Below are 19,808 nucleotides of genomic sequence, written 5' to 3'. Positions count from 1 at the left end.
GCCACTGAAGAGTGAAACTGCATTGCGATGAAATGTTTAATACCCACCGTGAAACTGAAATATCCTGATTTCCAATCAATTCTGGTTTCACGGTGGTTACTACTACACTGAAAGGAACTACAATTTATTTCAATATTAAGACCCTTTTAAAAATTATCGGTAAGTAGACAATGCTTCGAGATACCCTCATTATTGTATTCAAGGCAATTGATCCAACTGCTAAATATCATAACCCGGGCATGATTAACTGCCATAGTAAACTTCAATAATTGGATTTCCAAGGCTTATTTACTGGATAAAGGACTAACAAAGAGATCAAGAAATTGCAGTATTAGACAATAATGCAATTAGATAAGAATACAACATCAGATGCAATAATCTCAAAGCCTAGATAGCATCCTTTATATTCTTTTAATTGTAATACTTCTGTGTTTACGTACTGCATTTTGACATCGCGATAGGAAAAAGGATGTATTCGTACTAATTTACAATATAAAGAGGTTTCATGCAAACTTTAGTCATATGCATTGACAGGGACAATGATCTTGGTGAAAAAGCAGATGTTACCACTCCAATCATAGGACGTGAAGATAACATCGATGCAGCAGTGAAACTTGCAACTGCAGATCCGGAGGATTCCGACAGCAATACAATATTTGGCGGCGTGAATGTTCTTGATGAACTGCTTACAAAGGGTCTTGATGCCCAGATAATCACATTTGCAGGTGACAAGAATGTGGGTGTCATATCAGACCAGAAAATATCTGCCCAGCTGGATGCTTTCCTGAGCGAGAATGAGATCACAAATGCAATATTCATATCCGATGGAGCAGAGGACGAGACACTCCTGCCCATAGTTCAATCCCGTATCAAGATCGATTCGGTCAAGCGTATCGTGGTTAAGCAAAGTGCAAACCTCGAAAGTACTTACTATATCCTGAAAAATGCACTGAACGATCCGAAAATATCACAGACATTCTTTGTCCCGCTGGGACTTGCAGCACTTATCTATGCAATTTTCCTGCTGGCAAGATATCCGGAAGGCGCAATTATAGGTATTTCAGCTGCGATCGGAATGTACATGCTTTACAGAGGATTTAACCTCGACCAGCCTTTCGCCCTTTTAAGAGAAAGAATGAAGGATTCTTTTTATGAAGGCCAGATGACCTTTGTCACTTACACAATAGCTGCCATCCTTGGAGTGATCGCTACCATGATAGGGGCTGTGACACTCTGGCAGTACCACATTACCGGCGGTAGCTGGTACTATGGAATAGTTACCCTCATTACCGTTTTCATTAATGCTACCATCTGGTGGTACGTTATAGCCATCCTTTTTGCAGACATCGGGAAGATGGTCGACCAGAAAATAAGCGAAACTTTCACAATAAAAGAGATATCACCGGCTCTTTTCATAATAGCAGTCGGTCTGCTATTCTGGGGTGCAAGCACCTATATACTCTCAGTTAGTGCCCTTGCAGGCGAGGGTGCAAATGGTGAACTGAGCCTGCAGTACTTCGTTTACTCGGTAGTAGGTGCCATAATGATCGCACTCCTTGGCATCAAGATATCCATGACCAATTCATCCCCCGAAAAACTTCCGAAAAAAGGGAAGCATAAAGCTAAAAACTAAACAGCCCTATTACCACGCATGAAAATCGATGCAGCAATACTTGGTGGTGTAGGATTCTCATCTTTTATAGAAGGATCTGCAAAGATCGTCAATACACCTTACGGAGATGTTGGCGTATACATTGGCAAACTGAATGATAAGACCATAGCCATAGTACCCCGGCATTCAGGAGCTGCTGAACATGTTCCCCCACATATGATCAACTATCGTGCCAACATTTGGGCGATAAAGGAACTTGGAGTGGAGAAAATAGTAGCTACCAATTCCGTGGGAACCATGAAAGGTCATGCCATTGGCAGTTTTGTTATCCCTGATGATTTTATCGACCTTACCAAGAGCCGTATATCCACATTCTATGACAAGAACACAGTTCATGTTGATATGACAGAGCCATATTGTCCCGAGATCAGCAAGTGCATTATTGATACACTTGAGAAGAAAGGAGTTGACTATACCAGAGGGACATATGTTTGTACCGAAGGACCACGCTTTGAGACCCGTGCAGAGATAAAAATGATGAGCATGATCGGAGACATTGTGGGTATGACAGGGTTGCCGGAAGTTGTCCTCGCACGAGAACTGGAACTATGCTATGCATCCATTTGCACCATAACGAACCAGGCATGCGGACTTACCGAGAACAAGATAACTGCCGATGAGGTCGTGGTCGAGCTTGGCACCACACAGAAGATGCTGCTTGAAGTGTTGACCGACGTTATTGACTGCATTCCTGCAACACGTAACTGCGAATGCATGAACGCTACTCAAGGAGCACGGCTTTGAACTTATTCTGATCGAATTCCAGGCTTAAGGCTAATTAAACAGAATTTAAAAAAGAAGAATATAAAAAGGGAATTATGCAATATCCTTTGATGTATCAATGTTGATGCCTTCTGAGACATTGAACTTGATAACATCTGCCTTAGGCGACATTCCACGTATCTTTGGGATCGAAAGCTTGCTCATGATCTTATCAGGATGTTTTTCAACATCTACATCAAAGATAACATCTGATGCATTCAGGATCTCATTTTCAGCCCGTTCATCATGACTTCCTTTCAAGGAATAAAGGAATGTAATGCCATTAGCTTCCTTTGTGGTCTCATAGAGAAGATTGAGCAGACGCTTGAGAAGTCCGGGATTCACATTGAGGTTCATGAAGAACGAGAAATTATCAAAAATGATATTGATCTCTTCACCTTGTGAATCATTCAGGATAGTGTGCAAATTATATTCGGCATACTCAATGATCTTGGAATCAATGTGCCTATTACCCAGATTATCCACCATGTCCCCCATGGAAGTAAAATAATACTCACTGTAGATGTCCACAAATATGATATTTGAAGGATCAAGATTCTGGTTCATAATATCCTGGCGTACATATTTCGGCCTGCGTCCAGTGGTAAAGTAATAGGTTTTACGAGATTGTGTAAACTCGTAAAAGAATACTTCTGACATGGACCTTGGATCTGCAGAGAAATAGACCATGGAATTAAGAGGGAGGCCTCCTCCAAGAGTTCTGTCCAATACATAAATGCCAGTCGGAACGACAACAGGACCATTGCAGACATTCTTTTGGACGTCCTTCTCCCCATTCTTTACGGAGATCTCACAGGCAGCCTTTGTTTCAGGTACAGGATCAGTTTCCTTCGTGACGGTACGTAGCTCAACCTTCCTCTGGATCTGGGCATCTTCTGTAAGAGATAACTCCGGTTCCGCCGCTACTTTATGTTGCGACGTTCTTGGAGTTATTATTACCTCCGTACCCACAGAAAGTTGACTTGGCATTTTTTACACCCCATATCGAATTACACGACCAGATTAGGCATACTTAATTAAATGTTAGCATGTACATGCATATAAAAGGTATGAACACATGTGAACACACAAAATACAACCAATTTTTAGATTCCTAAATAAACATGATTTATATACAAGTACATCTCTTTGAAACCCGAAAATGACTCTGTGGACATTTCTCAAGGCCGAAAAGGCCAAGGTCATTATAATGGCCATTAAGGACAGGAAACGACTCCCCCAGTTCACCGGAGAGCTTATCCTTAGAAAAACAGATGCAGGCCCACGTCCACATAAGTTCCGTATATTCAGGGATGAAAAGGATGAACTCAGGCCACCTCAAGAGTTCATCGACCTGTTAAGGATGTCAGAACGTATTCTGATCGATATTGAAAGCGAGAAGAAGGGAGCAGGAGATGTTAAGGAGCTACTTGCAGGGTTCCATCTTGATTGGGAGCATGCACATGTGTGCAGGTTCTGCCTTTTGAAAAAGAGATTCAACTTTATCAATAAGAAATCCATCAAATACCATCATGAGCTTATTTGTGAGGAATGTGCAAAAGAAGAACTGGACCGTGCACTTCGAAATGCACATAGCTATTTCGGAGATGAAGCAGCAGAACGGATCCAGCAGATCATGCTCACCACACGGGACCTTGACCGCACAATAGGCATGTTGAGCCCGGAAGATCTTGACCTTGAGTACACACGTTTTGATACCATAGAGGCCCAGACACAGCTCACGCAGATCAGGATAAAGGATATCCCGCTGTCAAAGAAATTCAAAAAGATATTACTGAAGAAGTCCGATACTCTGTTACCCGTACAATCCCTGTCGGTGGAAAAGGGACTGTTAAAGCGTAAGAACCAACTTGTGACATCGGTAACTGCTACTGGAAAGACGCTCATTGGAGAGATCGCCGGTATTGAGAACATCATACGTGGCCAGGGGAAGATGCTATATCTTGTACCGCTTGTGGCACTTGCGAACCAGAAGTATGACCAGTTCAACAAGAGGTATTCCGAACTCGGCCTTAAGGCATCCATACGAGTGGGAAGTTCCAGGATACGGACATCCAAGACAAAATCCATGCGAAGGACACTTGATTCGGACATAATTGTGGCCACATATGAGGGTCTTGACTACATACTAAGGTCTAAGGATTCCGACCTCCTGGGACAGATAGGCTCTGTTGTTATCGATGAGGTCCACATGATAGAAGATGCAGAGCGTGGCCACAGAGTAGACGGACTTATCGGAAGGCTGAAGTACGTTGCATCTGGTGCACAGTTCATATATCTTTCAGCAACCGTGGCTAAACCGAAACTGCTTGCAAAAAGGCTTAATGCCGAGCTTGTGGAGTATGAATACAGGCCTGTGCCTATTGAGCGGCATCTGTTATTCTGCCCGGAGAGCAACAAGATCAGACTTATGTCAAAGCTTGTGCAGGATGAGTATGCAAAAACATCATCCAAAGGTCACAAGGGACAGACGATCATTTTTACAAATTCCCGAAGGAACTGCCATCGAATAGCTCAGGCACTTCCAATATCTACTGCCCCTTACCATGCAGGCCTTTCCATGCAGGAGAGGAAGAAGGTAGAGAGACGTTTTGAGAAAGGAGATCTACCCGTCGTGGTCACAACCGCTGCACTTGCAGCAGGTGTTGATTTCCCTGCATCACAGGTCATATTCGAATCCCTTTCAATGGGTATCGAGTGGCTTACCATGCAGGAGTTCCTGCAGATGCTGGGACGTGCAGGAAGGCCGGATTTCCATGATAGGGGCGTGGTAGTGGTACTTGCTACTCCACAAAAGAGCTATACAAGCGAGCAGACAGGCACAGAGGAAGAGGTTGCCATTAAGCTTCTTAACGGAGAGATGGAACACACCGATGTGGAATATGGAGAAGAGGAACAGATGGAGGAGATCCTGGCCACTGCTGCAGTGACATCATCAAAGCGTGACCTTGAGGCGATACATAAGGGTATGCTTGCAAATTATTCTTTGAAAGCACTCCTTTCAAGGCTCCAGAAAAAGAAGTTCCTGACCATCAAAGGAGACAATATAGCACTTACAAAGTTAGGAAGCATTGCGGCCGGGCATTTCCTTTCTGTTTCAAAGGCATTCCTGATAAGAGATGCAGTACTTTCCGAGCACCAGCCAGTGGAAATAATAACCAACCTGGAGTTCTTTGAAGCGGTCTATTTCAAGTACGCAGCGCAGATCTCCACTGCACTGAAGATCAATATGCCTTCAAGGGTGTTCCAGGGCGCTTCCATGGACATTGTGCTTGAGGGTGAGAACCTTTCCAGGCTCGAGATGAAGATGCAGGACCAGATCCTGAACTTTGCTACTGATTTCCTGACCTGCGGTTGTAAGGAAAGTCCTTATTGCGGTTGCCCCGAGAGGTTGTTCTCAGAGAAGATCATTAACCTGAGAGTGGATGGTTATGACCCCATACAGATCGTGAACTACCTTGAGGATAAATATGGCATTACTGCGTACCCGGGAGACCTGCTTGGATATCTGGATGATGCGATACGCAACCTTGATGCTGTTGAAAAGATCGCAAAGGCATATTCCAAGAAGGACCTGGCAAGTTCGGCGAAGCACCTTAAGAAGCTTATCGTGAGATGAAGACCGCCCTTTTGATTAATAATAACAAAACCTTTTAATGTATGTTAACAATTACTTTTCCAAATTAGGTATGGCTTTTGAAGGATACATGACCATGACAGAAGAGAAAAAGAATCCTGAAGGTAAAGTGGCAAAGAAGTTGAAGATCGAGATCAGGAAACCTGAGGACTTCAAACAGGTTTATGCCATCGGCGCACTTGGCGGACACAGCCCATATGATTTCAGGATCGGCTTCTACAATGACAGCCCAAAGGGATTCGATAAGTCATCTAATTCACAGGTGGTCCAGAGAAGCATTGAGACAGAAGTGATACTATCCCCTCTTGCGGCACTGGAGCTTTCCCACTGGCTTGAGCAGCACATCCGCGACTATGAGGCAATGTTCGGACCGATCACCAGAGTGCAGAAGCAACCACCAAAAATGAAGCAGCCTGAGGATACATCCGAGATACAGGGATATATCTAAAGCTAAATTAGAACTAAGACTAAAATTAAACTTGAAGAAGTTAGCTGCATATCTACTATAATAATAGCATAATGGAAACTTATTCGGCTTTCTAATCGGCAGTAATAAATAGTAGGTTGGACAGTTTACTTTTTCCAATACGTAGTAATACATATTGCAAACCATATTGTTAATTATCTTTGAATAATGCGTGTGAGGATACGATCTTGTTCCCAAATAAGAAAGTTCAGAAATTGGTAGGATCTAAGGTCCAGGTAGAGATGAAAGGCAACCAGCATATTCTTGAAGGTACATTAGAAAGTGCTGACGATTACCTTAACCTTCACCTTGTGGACACTGTTGAGATAGCTGACGGACAGCGCCTGCGCTCTCTTGGTTCCGTTGTATTGAGAGGAAACAACATAATCCTGATCGTACCTGTAGAGAACTAAAACTTTTATTTTCCGGACATAGACCATGGAAATAGAAGATAAAACTCTCAAACTGATAGGCGACAGTAAAGACGGTGTCTACCAGAACGAACTCTGGAAAATGCTGGAGATCGACAGTCGCAAGTGTTCAAGGGTCATCACCAAGTTGATGAACGCAAACCTCATATATCGTGAGTCTGCGGTCAACAACGGTGCCAGGACCTATTTGATTAAAGTAGTTAAACCGGAAGAAGAATCCTTTGACCTTCTTCTCGCAGGAGAGATGTTCTCACCCTGTGCAGGCTGCAGATTAGCCTGCCAGCCCGAGATCTGCGAACTACTCTCCACCTGGATCAACCAGATAAAAATGGAAGATGAGGTAGAAAAAGACGAAGAATGACCCACGGGGCGAAAGGTTTATATTCTAAACCTGCCTACTAGGGTCGCTTCAAGGTAAGCAAAAAACAGCGTGCTCCGGTAGTGTAGTCCGGTCAATCATTCCAGCCTTTCGAGCTGAAAACTCGGGTTCGAATCCCGGCCGGAGCACCAATCTAACTTTTTTAAAATTTCATCTTACAACACATAAGCGTTCTGCTATTACAATTAAGCCTCTTTTTACGTAAATTCTTCTAATTCCAAAGCTAATAGCTACAAGAAGAGAACGGCAGTACAGTTTCAATTAACGTTTTTGCAATTGATGAGCAGCCATAGCAACCCCAGCACATCCTCCGGGAAGTCCGACAGAACCTGAACCGCAAGGATATCCTGATCAGCGACGTGGGTGCTCACAAGCTCTGGATCGGAAGACTCTATCCAGCACTAGCCCCCTAACACCGTATTGATGTCAAACAGCTTGGCTTCCATGGGATTTGGCCTATCTGCCGAGATATCGGTCTGCCTTATACACCATGAAAAGAAAGTTGTGACAATTGCAGGAGATGCCGGCATTCTTATGAATCTCCAGGATCTGGAAACTGCTGTGAGACTGAACTGCAATCTTGTGATCATTATTTATAACGATTCATTCTACGGCCTCATAGAGTGGGAAAGCAATCAGAAATTCGGAGAATCCTTCGATAGCTCTTTCAAGAACCCGGACTTCATGGGACTGACAAACAGTTTTGGTGCCAGAGGAATACGCATTAGTATCGCTGACGAACTTGGTGAGACCCTGCTATCTGCCTTTAAGGAAGGAGGCGTCTGGTTGATCGACTTTATCCCCCCTCACGATCGATACTACCTTTCTCAGGCACTCCAGTTAAATTTTGATTTGCTTTTGACATCGGACATCATATTAGAGAGAGATTCCATGAATTATAATAGTCCAAAATTGCCAGTAATGACACCATTACCAGAACGGATAGGGAAGAATAAATAACGGGAAGTTTTAGGTGACATTGTCACCTTTCAATATTTTTATTTAAGTATGTACATGCTAACATGATAGAAGAGAGAAGTAGGAAATAAAGCCTGGCCTTTTTTTGGAGATCCGGGCGGTCGGGAGGAAGCTGGAAGACTCAGACGTTTCAAGATCTTCAAATAATTGTCTATAAAAGTTTAAGTTTTATTAAAACATAAACATGAATGATGAACCCATACGAGATATTACTCATTGCTAAATTTGGAATGGGCGGAATAGCAATTGTAGGTTTATTACTATTGCTTGCTTTGTTGATTCGTAGATTCTCCCGGTGAAATAGAGAACCTATCAAAGTAAAAGGAGTTAGGATCTTAAGTTCTTTAGACTATGATAAGTTGGTTGCAAACATTGAAAAAAATTACCTTCAGAATATTATGAGGTTTGTTTCTGGCCAGGTATGCGATACGCAGAGATTCAAAGGCTCTATGCCAACCCCAATGGATTATGAAGGAGAGAAGGACCATAAATTTGCCGGAGGAAGGTTAGAAAAATAAAATAAAGAAACAGGGCTGACCTTCATCAACCCATCCTAACTTTAGCGGCGGCGTATGCAACTTGTTCCAAGAAACTCGATTGCCTGTTGCATGAACTGACCGATGGCCTCCGTAGGATCATAGGTCACTTCGATTCCCATTGAGTCACACAGGAGATCTGTGATATCCTTTTGTTTTACAGGTGCTTGCATCATATTGGAAGTTAGGTTTAGCTGTGATGCACATCCTGCACAGTTTGTTACAAGATAATAGGCTCCCGTTTCAGTAGCCTCACCGATACGTTTCTGTCCGCAGTGGGCCACTGTTGGAAGATCATCGAATGCTGTTACAATACCACAGCAGAGAGCTTCTTCCCTGTTGTGTTCCATTTCCACGAATTCCACACCAGGGATTGCTTTTATCACATCTCTTGGGTAGTCGTAGGCATTGAACCATCGGGAAACATGACATGCATCATGGTATGTTACCTTCTTATCCAGTGGCTTGTCAAGCTTCAACTTGCCATCCTTGATAAGTTCATCAAGCAGGACGACCACGTGCTTTGTTTCAACATCCCAGTTAAGTCCGAGCATCTCTGCAACAGCAGAATACTGCTCTGTGAAGGTCGCAAAACATCCTGGACAGGAGAATATGAGAGTCTTGATACCTTTCTCGTTGATCAGGTTGATGTTTTTCTCAACAGCCTTTACAAAGTCCTCGGAGTATCCTCCAAGTGCAAGATAAAGGCCACAACAGATATCGTCCTGTTCTCCAAGATTAACAAGCTCAATATCTGCTTTCTCCAGGATCCTCACTATGTTCTGAGGCATGTTCTTGGTAACGGCAGATGACCAGCATCCGGGCCAGTAACCAATTGCCCCCGTTTCAGCCATCTTCATATCATCTGTCTTCCAATCAAGAGCTTCCTTAGGCAGTCCCCAGAAGTTTCCAGAATTGAGCACGTTTTGTCTTATCATGCCAAGACCGGTGTTCTCAAAATCCTTTTCACCCATGATGGTACGCAGGCTTATGAACTGGTGAGCGATGTTCAGGTCCGTCTGGCATTTGATATCACATTTCTTGCAGGTAGCACACAGGAACATATCGGTTGCGAGCTCCTCATCAAATTCAATTTTACCTTTGAGATATTCAGCAAGCAAGTACCACTTACCCCTTGGTGATTTGCTTTCCCAGGGATCTGCTTCATATACAGTACAGGTGGTCTTACAAGCTCCACACTGAGCGCAGATGAATGCGTCCTTGCCTATTTCCTCAGGCAATTTGTCAGCATACTTGTATTCCACATCCTTCCCTTCCATGATCTTACCGGCAAGGCTCATGAGGGATTTACCCTTACTAGCACCCTTCATGGCAATGGAAAGCTGTTTTATCGGAGAGTCCTTTTCGACCGAAGGTGGTAGGACCTTTCCAGGATTCATTATGTTTTCAGGATCGAATTCTTTCTTAAAAGCAACGATCCTGTTGAACAGGTCTTTACCCAGCAGCTCCTTTGACTCATCGGTGAAGAACATGCCTGTGGCCGTCAGTCTGCCACCGTGCTTCTTTGCAATATCTGCCACAATAAGCGAGGATGAGAATTTCAGTGGATAATTTGTTTTCCTCTCATCAGCCAGCATGAACCCCATCATGATAAACCTTTCAGGAGTTTCCATTATACCTTCAAAGACAAAATCACCTTTGAACTTCTTATCGACGGACTTCAGGAAATCAGCCATCGAATACGCAGGTACGATCAGTTCACTGGCTATCAATGAAGGACCAAGGCGCTTGAGCCTCATGGTGTAGAACCGTTGGTCCCACTCATGCATGGCAACGCTCTCAGGAAGAACTTCACCTTTATTGCGTCTGACAATATCTTCCACTTCGGATGCAACTTCGGCAGATGATCGTGGATGCACGAATTGTGCAAGATACTTGCCCTTTGGAAGAGTTGTATCGTTTGCAGCCTTCTGGCTCAGTTCCACATAGCTGGGAGTCTGTATGCTCACTGACCAGACACGTGTTCCTGCTTTTCGGATTTCATCTAGTGCTGCCTGCAATTTCTTTTCATTATCGAATGCTGCAAGGATTGGAATGTGCTCTTCGTCCTTTTTCACATTGAATGTGATTCTTGTGATAATACCTGTAATACCCTCAAGTGAATAGACAAGGTCAAGATCATCTCCTTTCATTACCTTCAGGTCACCCTGTGGATCGACCATTTCAACGGAAACGATGTTGTCCCGGAATGTACCGTACTCATAACTGCCAATCCCACTACCACCCTGAGCAACCCATCCGGCAACCGTGGAAGTTGGAGCACTGCTTGGATACAGGCGCAATGTCAATCCGCTTCTTTTAAGCTTACCATCAAGTTCTGACCAGACCACACCTGGCTCAACCTCTGCGGTGAGACATTCAGGATCAATGAAAATTACATTTGCCATTCTGGCAAGATCGATTACAATTCCATTTGCAACAGGAACCGCACCGCCGAAACCACTGGATGCTGCACCTCTTGGAATGATAGGAACTTTATTCTCATTTGCAAGTTTTACAAGAGTAGATATCTCATCAGCGTTCACAGGCTGAACAACTGCATCAGGCATGGTAGCTATTGTCTTTTTTACGGAGTCAGGAATGACTCCCACATCATGAGAATATACCATTCTTTCAAGTTTACTGAAAGATACACGGTTCTCAAATATCTCTTCAAGCTGGCTTTTCAAACCATCGTTAATTCCATTATTGGTCATGGATCATCCCTCATTTTTCATGAATTCTAATATGCGTTTTACCCTATGATCTGCCAGATTCGTAACTGTGTTAACAATAAAAATGTTGGAATTGAATTTATATAACCTAACCTCCTAATGTATCGTAAAAACGTAAAAAAACGCAATGGCTTTGCGATAAACAAAGGCATTAAAATTCATCAGGGCTTTAAAATAACATAGAGCCAGATCAACATATATAATGGAATGAAATTAAATAGAATTGCAAACAAATACCATCCACATTACATTCAGGAAAAGATCAAAAATGCAAGCTTCGCTTATCGATACAATCTTTCTTTCAGAGAAAAGGAAAAACTTACTTCTGCTTCTAATGAACGGACCGAAGGATATCGATCAGATAAAGGAAGTACTCGACGTTACAGCCAGCGCCATGCTCCCGCAGATCAAGAAGCTGAGAAAACTTGACCTTATTGAATATGATGACAAAGTTTATTCATTGACAGAAGCTGCAAGGATGCTTGTCACAAAAATGGAGCCACTTCTTGGTACTATTGAAGTTCTCGAAGACAATTATGAGTACTGGATGAGCCGGCACCTGAGCGATATTCCAGAGGAATTTCGCAACAGAATATGGAATCTGAAAAAATGCGAGCTCAAAAAGCCTGATATGATCTATATTTTTGAACCTCCAAAAGAATTCAATGAAAGCCTTGCAAAGTCTGCAAGCATTGAAACTCTTGCTTCCTTTTTCCATCCACAGTGCCCTCATAACTATGCCATGCTTGCCAAACGAGGCATCAATATAACACTCATACTCACAAAACCTGTGTTTGACAGGATGAAACAGGATAGTGAAAAGGACCTGAGGACAATACTCGAATCGGACAGGTCAGAACTGTTCATTTTGAAAGAAGATGTGCCAATAGGATCGATATCGGTCACTGATAATCTTTTCATGATAACACTATTCAACAAAGAAATGGTGCTTGACCACCTGAAACTTACAAGCTATGATCCGGAATCTCTGCAATGGGGATCAGAACTGATAGAGCATTTCAAGAAACTATCGATACCTGTTGAAAAAGAAAAAATGCTTCAGGAAATTACTAAATAAGCCAGTCAACCTTATCGACATTCCTGGAAAGTCTGATAAAGTATCACAGATCATTATTTTATATGATCTGGTTCCTTTTTGCTGTCCTGGGTGCTTTTTTTGACGCCACTTACTTTATGTTGGTCAAGAAAATGCTCAAAGAGGTTGACCAGTATGTTCTTGGGGTCGGAACTTTCTTCTTTGCTTTTGTCATCCTCTTCACCATTTCCTAGTTCAAGGGATTTCCAGACCTTGGAGATGCTTTTTTTTATTCTGTTTTCTCAACCACACTGCTCAACGTCATAGCCGTTGTTCTATCATACAGGGCACTGAAGATCACAGACCTTTCACTGACCGTCCCGATGATCTCCTTTACACCTGCTTTTCTGATATTAACATCATTCATCATGCTTAGTGAATTTCCCTCCTCACAGGGTATTTTCGGGATAATGCTGATCGTTGCTGGTTCTTATGTACTGAATTCTACCACTGACCAGCAAAAGCTGCTAGACCCGTTAAGGGCGATCTTCAGGAACAGAGGTTCTCTCTACATGCTGATCGTTGCGTTCCTGTTCAGCATCTCATCGAACTACGACAAGCTGGTCGTTCTAAATTCAGATATCTTCTTTGGCACATCGATCGTATGTTTACTGATCAGCGTAACGTTCCTTGTAATCTCCCTATGCAAAAGGCCCGACAACATAAAGATCGCATACGTCAACAATCTGCCCGCTTTCATCCTGATAGGCATGGTGATAACCCTGATCGCTGTATCAGTAAATATTGCATTGAGCATGCAGATAGTCCCATACGTCATTTCCGTGAAACGATTTAATGCATTGTTCAGTGTGGTATTCGGGATGCTGATATTCAAAGAAACAAATGTTCGGAGAAAAGGTTTTGGAGCCGCCATAATGGCACTTGGTGCAATTATAATATTCTTATTTTGAGCGTGAAGAGTAACAATTCTTCAGGATCAAGGACTATGTTGACAATGACAACATGATCGAAGATCATATTCTTGTCGTAATTTGTTATCTGGCAGGTCATCGATAGCATGTCTTAGAAGTAAATCCTGAAAACCTATTTGAAAAACTCCCACATCACTTCCAAACAATAATAAATACTTGAAGTTGACATATATTATATTAAGATTATCTGTGGGAGATAGGAGTATGCCAACAATTGTAGAGAAAGGCAATTCGAACGGGGATAGCATCAAACTGAAGGTAGCTGAGGCAACTCAGGAAGATGTTGGAAAAGGCATCGTGCGCATCGATCCGGTGCACAGAGAGAAGATTGGTATTGGAGAATACGGAGTTCTAGAGATCGAGGGAAATCGTACAACATCTGCACTTGCGATAAACACTAATCCTGCAGATTCCGGGCTTGATATTATCCGAATGGACGGGCTTATACGTGCAAACGCGAAGATCAGCATCGGGGATTATGTAGAGGTCAGAAAAGCAGACTGGAAGGAAGCAATTAATGTAAGTCTCGCACCTGTGAGCAAAGGGATGCACATTTCAGCCTCAAGTAACATCCTTGCATCCGTTTTCAGGAACAGGACAGTCTCAAAAGGGGATTTCATCTCTACCACACATTTCAGAAGATCAAAGGAAAGCCCTGCACGAAGCATGATGCTTGAGGACATGTTCAGTGACATTTTTGACCTATCGTTCGGTCTGGGCGAGATCAAGATGCAGGTGGTCTCAACATCCCCAAAGGGTATTGTCAAGATCACTGAAATGACAGAACTTCAATTACTACCCGAAGCGGTAGAGCTCCCGCCGGAGCAGTCGATACCTACTGTAATGTATGAAGACCTTGGAGGTATCAAGCCAGCTATTTCCAAAGTAAGGGAAATGGTCGAGTTACCGTTGAAGCACCCGGAGCTATTTGACCGGCTGGGCATAGAACCGCCAAGGGGTGTGCTGCTACATGGCCCGCCCGGGACCGGCAAGACCATGCTGGCAAGAGCGGTTGCTAATGAATCAGATGCTTATTTCGTATCCATCAACGGTCCCGAGATAATGTCAAAATACTATGGTGAATCCGAGCATCAGATACGTGAGATATTCGATGATGCCGAGAAGAATGCACCAGCCATCATATTCCTTGATGAGATCGATTCCATCGCACCGAAGAGAGCAGAAGTTACCGGGGAGGTCGAAAGGAGGGTCGTCTCACAGCTTCTTTCATTGATGGACGGCCTGAAGGAACGCAAGAATGTCATAGTTATTGGTGCAACCAACCGTCCGGAAGCTTTAGACATGGCACTGCGCCGTCCCGGAAGGTTCGATCGTGAGATAGTACTACATGTACCGGATCAGGACGGTCGGCTGGAAATATTCCAGATACACACCCGCGGAATGCCACTTGCAGATGACGTGGATCTTAAGACACTGGCTGAAACCAGTTATGGTTTTGTGGGAGCGGACATTGCAGCACTTTGTCGTGAAGCGGCAATGAGCTCGCTCAGGAAGGTCCTCCCCCAGATCAATCTTGAAGAAGAACACATCCCGGACGAGATCCTTGAAAAGCTGAGCGTCACCTTAGAAGATTTCAAAGTAGCACAGAAGGATGTGGAACCCTCTGCAATGCGCGAGATCATGATCGAGACGCCAAATGTGGGATGGGACGATGTTGGAGGACTGGAAGATGTTAAGGAACTTCTCAAGGAAGCTGTAGAATGGCCTCTTAAAAATCCGGAATCATTCCAGCGTATCGGAGTGGAAGCTCCAAAGGGAGTATTGCTCTATGGACCACCTGGAACCGGTAAGACCATGCTGGCAAAAGCCATCGCACATGAATCCAATGCTAATTTTATAACCTCAAAGGGAAGTGACCTGCTTTCAAAATGGTATGGAGAATCTGAAAAGCACATCTCAGAAATGTTCGCCCGTGCACGTCAGGTAGCACCATCCATCGTTTTCCTTGATGAGCTTGATGCGCTTGCACCCATACGCGGAGGAGCAATGGGAGAACCACAGGTTACTGAACGTATCGTGAACCAATTACTCTCGGAACTTGACGGTCTTGAAGAACTCCATGGTGTTGTGATCGTAGGTGCTACGAACAGACCTGACATCATCGATCCGGCACTTCTCCGCCCGGGAAGATTTGATGAGCTCATACTTGTACCTGTGCCTGACCTGCCCACCCGGCGTAAGATCTTTGCGGTCCACACTAAAAAGATGTCACTTGCAAGTGATGTCAATATAGAGGAACTCGTGACTTCAACAGACAAATACACCGGAGCCGATGTTGCTGCGGTCTGTAAAAAAGCAGGACGCTTTGCCCTTCGTGAAGACCTCATGGCAAAAGAGGTCTCACAAAAACACTTCCTGAAAGCGATCGCTGAAACGGGAACATCTGTCACCTCTGACACCATGAAATATTACGAGGACCTTAAAGGCGATCTGAAGACAAAGAGGTCCAGAGAGATAGAAAGCCCGGTCTATGGTTAATGATAGATACCTGAGTACTGCTTGATGGATAGTTCATACCAGATAGCTGGTTGAAGGCAGCTGATGTTAATGGAATATCAGTTCAGGTTATAAGTTCTAAGAACAATAAACTATTGTACCTATTGGAAATTACCATAGGTCACCTGCCAATCAGAGAATTGATATGATACTGGCCATTCCATTTTGATAAAGGAAAACGATTACTTGAATTTAGCATAAGGGAAGATCAGGAAGTGCAAGTTTGATAGAAAATAAAATCGAAAGGATCCATGCGGATAGTGCAATGACCTGCTCATTATGCATGCAGGAAATGGAAACCCTATATGATCACCTTGCCATGTCAACAGAAGAGATCGACCTGCTAGACATGCCAAAACGTTCTTTTACAGTACATTTCCCCGTGCGCATGGATTCCGGAAGAATGAAGATGTTCATCGGTCACAGGGTTCAATACAATGACTCCAGAGGTCCCACCAAGGGAGGAATAAGGTATCATCCGGATCTTACCATTGAATATCTTCAGGATCTTGCTTTTCTGATGACCATAAAATGTGCTCTTGTTGACATACCATTCGGTGGTGCAAAAGGCGGCATCGTGACCAATACCAAAGAACTCAGCCGAGGCGAACTTGAGAGGGTTACCAGAGCATATATTCGGGAGATCGCTGACTACATCGGACCATTGAAGGATATCCCTGCACCCGATGTGTATACCGATGAACAGATCATGGTATGGATACTCGACGAGTTCGAGAGGATAAAAAGGGAACATACGCCTTCAATTGTTACCGGAAAACCTATAGAATTAGGAGGAAGTCAGGTAAGGAAATATTCCACATCTCTTGGTGGCGTCTACATACTTGAAGCAGCTATGGAAAAAGCTAAAATGGACAAGTCCAAGCTTTGTGTTGCCATTCAGGGATTCGGAAAAGTAGGATTGAACGCTGCACGCATACTCCATGAGAAAGGATTCACAATATGTGCAGTAAGCGACTCCAGTGGTGGAATATTCAAAGAGGAAGGTCTTGACATTATGGAGGTCATAGACCACAAATACAGGACCGGAAGCGTGATAGATTTCCCGGAGAGCAGGAATATAACCAATGACGAATTGCTGGAATCCGATTGTGAAATACTCATCCCGGCAGCTCTTTCAAAACAGATCAAACGCGAGAACGTTCATGACATAAAAGCAAAAATAATCCTTGAACTTGCCAATGCCCCTATTACAATGGATGCAAGTCGAATATTACTTGACAAACATGTGATAATTATACCTGACATACTTGCTAATGCAGGCGGAGTTGTGGTCAGTTATTTTGAATGGATACAGAATCTTAGCCAGGATTACTGGGAAGAGGATAAAGTTCTGGAAAGGCTACAGCAGAAAATGATAACTGCGTTTGATAAAGTATATGAGATCTGCATGGAACAAGATTGCAGTATGAGGCGAGCAGCATTACAATTCTCAGTTCGCAGGGTACTGTACGCTGAGAGACTCCGTGGGAATCTTTAATTATATTCATCCCCACATTCATTTTTGGTATTAAATTCCATTCTTTATTCCACTTTTTTCTCCATACACTGCAATTAAATACAAATAAAGACCATTTAGAGTGAAAGATCGTTAACTCATTAAATTAAAATGATCGAATACTTGAAGCAGCCGGTTCCAGTTAATGAACAAGACTTTGAACTAATGACCGAATTCATGGATGATCAATTATGGGAATAATCGACAAAAACCAAAGTATTATAAGTGAGATAGCAGGATTTGCATTCTTCATTGCCAGCATAAGCAATTTCCTTGGCATTAACATACCAGTTCTGTCCAACAGTGGCCTTACACTCACTCAAAATATAATATTATTAATTCTTGGAGTATATCTGATGACCTACAAGATACTTTCAAGAGGACTGGCTGCTCGAGCCAAAAGTAAGTAAATTAATCCATTTTTTCAACATGCAATGATACTCAGAAAGATAAGTCTATGAGGATCATTTCCTTTTTCCAAATGAATTTTGCATTGACATAAAACAGATTCAAGAGAATTTGATACTTTGGAAAACTACTTTTTTATAACAGCAATGATGTATTTTTAAAAAAAATTGAGAAAAACAAAAAAATAAAATGTAAGATGTCTTATTTTCTTCCTATGAAATAATATACAGCAGCACCAAGGATACCGAATACAAGTGCGACAAGTATCCATACAACTTTCATTGCACCGCTTAATCTCTTATTCTGTGTCACTACATCGTAGATAACCCAGATAACTGACAATAGTACCAAAAGACCCCATATGGCGTCGAGCATTTTTTAACCTCCACGATTAGATTGACATGATTAATATATAACATTTTGCTAGAAAAGGCCTCAAAAACCATAACAGGCTACCAACCTACTTCCTTTTATACCATACATCATAAATAAATGAATATATGGCACCTTCGGACCATCCAATTAAGCGCCAGCTTTACGTCCTTTCCATATCCAAACTATTCAAGGACCTTGCTACTGGAATGCTGGTGTTCATAATACCTTTGTACGTTGCGAATATGGACTCCCTGATATTGCAGGATATGCCGGCAGTTCTAAAAGCAGGGCTTGCAACAACTGTATTCGGACTGGCGAACTCTATTTCCCAGCCATATATGGGAAGATTAAGCGAACGGCTTGACAGGAGAAAGCTTTTCCTGACCATTGGTTACATGGTCTTCGCAATTATCTGTTACACCTATGCCACTTCAGGCTATTTTGAATCAATACTTTTCCTCAGGATAGTTCAGGGAATTGCAATCGGTGCAACCATTCCTGCCATCGTTACAATGGTCACACACTTGTCAGCTTCAACGGCCAGGGGGCAGGCAATGGGCATATACTCCAGCCTCAGGGGTGCATTCTTTGGAATAGGTTCAATGGTCGGCGGTGCTGTTGTGACCTACTATGGATTCGTTGCCGGATTCTACATCAGTGCAGCCCTTGTTCTGTTGAGTGCTATCCTCATAGTCCTCTTTGTGAAAGAAACAAGAGCACCTGAGACCAAATACCCGGAAGAGGAATCACCTGACGGACCTGCCATCATCAGGATACTTGCCATTGCCATGTTCATGATGCTTGTAGGTATAATGCTCATTCTTTCCCTCTTGCCTGCCTATCAGACAAGGCTTGAAGCAACCGAATTCCTGCTCAGCATAGCACTATCTGCCTACGTGATCTCAAGGATAGTGTTCCAGGTACCCATAGGTATCCTCTCGGACAGGTTTGGAAGAAAGCTTCCCATAATTGCAGGCATCTTCTTTAACGCAATAATAGTATATGGCCTCGGCCACGTTGATACCATAAACTCTCTGATCCTGTTGAGATTACTACAGGGTATAGCCATGGCAGCAGTTGAAACACCCCTACTAGCTCTGGCAGTGGAACTCTCAGGAGAGAAGAAGGTAAGCAGCAAGGTGAGCACCATAACCAGTGCACAGGCTGCAGGAGTAGCAATGGGACCACTGATAGGTGGAGTTTTTGGAGGATATGTCAGTTTTGAAACACCATTCCATATCAGCAGCCTGCTGATCATCCTATCAGGAATATTAGTATGGGCTGCATTAAGGAAGAGCAGTTATAATACTGGAAATACTGGAAATCCCGGGATCAATTGAAAAGCAG

General features: G+C 43.2%; 17 protein-coding genes and 1 tRNA gene. 15 read left to right on the top strand and 3 right to left on the bottom strand.

Annotated features, from left to right (window positions below; translation table 11 throughout):
* The first annotated feature begins 505 nt into the window (after window positions 1-505).
* Entirely contained in the window at window positions 506-1,633 is a 1,128-nt protein-coding gene (locus tag J7W08_RS01905; RefSeq protein WP_233084978.1) for a DUF373 family protein, read from the top strand.
* A gap of 18 nt (window positions 1,634-1,651) precedes the next feature.
* Window positions 1,652-2,416 carry an MTAP family purine nucleoside phosphorylase gene (locus J7W08_RS01900; RefSeq protein WP_233084977.1) on the top strand — a complete coding sequence of 255 codons (765 nt, stop codon included), beginning with the start codon at window positions 1,652-1,654 and terminating at the stop codon, window positions 2,414-2,416.
* A 72-nt stretch (window positions 2,417-2,488) separates the two neighbouring features.
* On the opposite strand, the gene J7W08_RS01895 is transcribed toward J7W08_RS01900, so the two are convergent.
* The gene (locus tag J7W08_RS01895; RefSeq protein ID WP_233084976.1) at window positions 2,489-3,424 is read right to left on the bottom strand and encodes an RAD55 family ATPase; all 936 of its coding nucleotides are present in this window, start codon (window positions 3,422-3,424) and stop codon (window positions 2,489-2,491) included.
* 172 nt (window positions 3,425-3,596) lie between these two features.
* Between J7W08_RS01895 and J7W08_RS01890 the strand changes: the two genes are divergently transcribed.
* The 6 genes from J7W08_RS01890 to J7W08_RS01865 all read left to right on the top strand — a co-directional run bounded on the left by J7W08_RS01890 (window position 3,597) and on the right by J7W08_RS01865 (window position 8,328).
* Window positions 3,597-6,074 carry a DUF5814 domain-containing protein gene (locus tag J7W08_RS01890; protein WP_233084975.1) on the top strand — a complete coding sequence of 826 codons (2,478 nt, stop codon included), beginning with the start codon at window positions 3,597-3,599 and terminating at the stop codon, window positions 6,072-6,074.
* A gap of 94 nt (window positions 6,075-6,168) precedes the next feature.
* Window positions 6,169-6,540, top strand: a complete 372-nt coding sequence (locus J7W08_RS01885; RefSeq protein ID WP_048194191.1) for a DUF3467 domain-containing protein — start codon at window positions 6,169-6,171, stop codon at window positions 6,538-6,540.
* A 206-nt stretch (window positions 6,541-6,746) separates the two neighbouring features.
* On the top strand, window positions 6,747-6,971 hold the full coding sequence (locus tag J7W08_RS01880) for an LSM domain-containing protein (protein WP_048193936.1): 225 nt from the start codon (window positions 6,747-6,749) through the stop codon (window positions 6,969-6,971).
* 25 nt (window positions 6,972-6,996) lie between these two features.
* Complete coding sequence (locus J7W08_RS01875; protein WP_233084974.1) at window positions 6,997-7,350, top strand: helix-turn-helix transcriptional regulator; 354 nt, start codon at window positions 6,997-6,999, stop codon at window positions 7,348-7,350.
* Window positions 7,351-7,421: 71 nt separating this feature from the next.
* A tRNA-Glu gene (locus tag J7W08_RS01870) sits at window positions 7,422-7,499 on the top strand.
* 292 nt (window positions 7,500-7,791) lie between these two features.
* Window positions 7,792-8,328, top strand: a complete 537-nt coding sequence (locus J7W08_RS01865) for a thiamine pyrophosphate-dependent enzyme (protein WP_233084973.1) — start codon at window positions 7,792-7,794, stop codon at window positions 8,326-8,328.
* Window positions 8,329-8,905: 577 nt separating this feature from the next.
* On the opposite strand, the gene J7W08_RS01860 is transcribed toward J7W08_RS01865, so the two are convergent.
* Complete coding sequence (locus J7W08_RS01860; RefSeq protein ID WP_233084972.1) at window positions 8,906-11,599, bottom strand: FAD-binding and (Fe-S)-binding domain-containing protein; 2,694 nt, start codon at window positions 11,597-11,599, stop codon at window positions 8,906-8,908.
* Between the two features lie 286 nt (window positions 11,600-11,885).
* Here J7W08_RS01860 and J7W08_RS01855 point away from each other — a divergent pair, with 286 nt between their 5' ends.
* From J7W08_RS01855 to J7W08_RS01830, 6 genes are all read left to right on the top strand, one after another.
* Window positions 11,886-12,695 carry a helix-turn-helix transcriptional regulator gene (locus J7W08_RS01855; RefSeq protein WP_233084971.1) on the top strand — a complete coding sequence of 270 codons (810 nt, stop codon included), beginning with the start codon at window positions 11,886-11,888 and terminating at the stop codon, window positions 12,693-12,695.
* Window positions 12,696-12,757: 62 nt separating this feature from the next.
* Window positions 12,758-12,907: a hypothetical protein gene (locus J7W08_RS01850; RefSeq protein ID WP_233084970.1), complete on the top strand. Its 150-nt coding sequence runs from the start codon at window positions 12,758-12,760 to the stop codon at window positions 12,905-12,907.
* A 57-nt stretch (window positions 12,908-12,964) separates the two neighbouring features.
* Window positions 12,965-13,624: a DMT family transporter gene (locus tag J7W08_RS01845; protein WP_310742516.1), complete on the top strand. Its 660-nt coding sequence runs from the start codon at window positions 12,965-12,967 to the stop codon at window positions 13,622-13,624.
* Between the two features lie 225 nt (window positions 13,625-13,849).
* Window positions 13,850-16,144 carry a CDC48 family AAA ATPase gene (locus tag J7W08_RS01840; protein ID WP_233084969.1) on the top strand — a complete coding sequence of 765 codons (2,295 nt, stop codon included), beginning with the start codon at window positions 13,850-13,852 and terminating at the stop codon, window positions 16,142-16,144.
* Between the two features lie 241 nt (window positions 16,145-16,385).
* Window positions 16,386-17,660 carry a Glu/Leu/Phe/Val family dehydrogenase gene (locus J7W08_RS01835; protein WP_233084968.1) on the top strand — a complete coding sequence of 425 codons (1,275 nt, stop codon included), beginning with the start codon at window positions 16,386-16,388 and terminating at the stop codon, window positions 17,658-17,660.
* A 209-nt stretch (window positions 17,661-17,869) separates the two neighbouring features.
* A complete protein-coding gene (locus J7W08_RS01830; RefSeq protein WP_233084967.1) occupies window positions 17,870-18,088 on the top strand; it encodes a hypothetical protein in 219 nt (72 codons plus the stop codon).
* A gap of 199 nt (window positions 18,089-18,287) precedes the next feature.
* Here J7W08_RS01830 and J7W08_RS01825 read toward each other — a convergent pair whose 3' ends face one another.
* A complete protein-coding gene (locus tag J7W08_RS01825) occupies window positions 18,288-18,461 on the bottom strand; it encodes a PLDc N-terminal domain-containing protein (RefSeq protein WP_233084966.1) in 174 nt (57 codons plus the stop codon).
* A gap of 125 nt (window positions 18,462-18,586) precedes the next feature.
* On the opposite strand from J7W08_RS01825, the gene J7W08_RS01820 reads away from it, so the two are divergent.
* Entirely contained in the window at window positions 18,587-19,801 is a 1,215-nt protein-coding gene (locus tag J7W08_RS01820) for an MFS transporter (RefSeq protein ID WP_233084965.1), read from the top strand.
* Window positions 19,802-19,808 lie beyond the last annotated feature (7 nt).

The organism is Methanococcoides orientis (assembly GCF_021184045.1).
Classification (GTDB): domain Archaea; phylum Halobacteriota; class Methanosarcinia; order Methanosarcinales; family Methanosarcinaceae; genus Methanococcoides; species Methanococcoides orientis.
The sequence above is the reverse complement of the archived record's forward strand: the minus strand, read 5'-3'. Positions and strand labels throughout refer to the sequence as shown.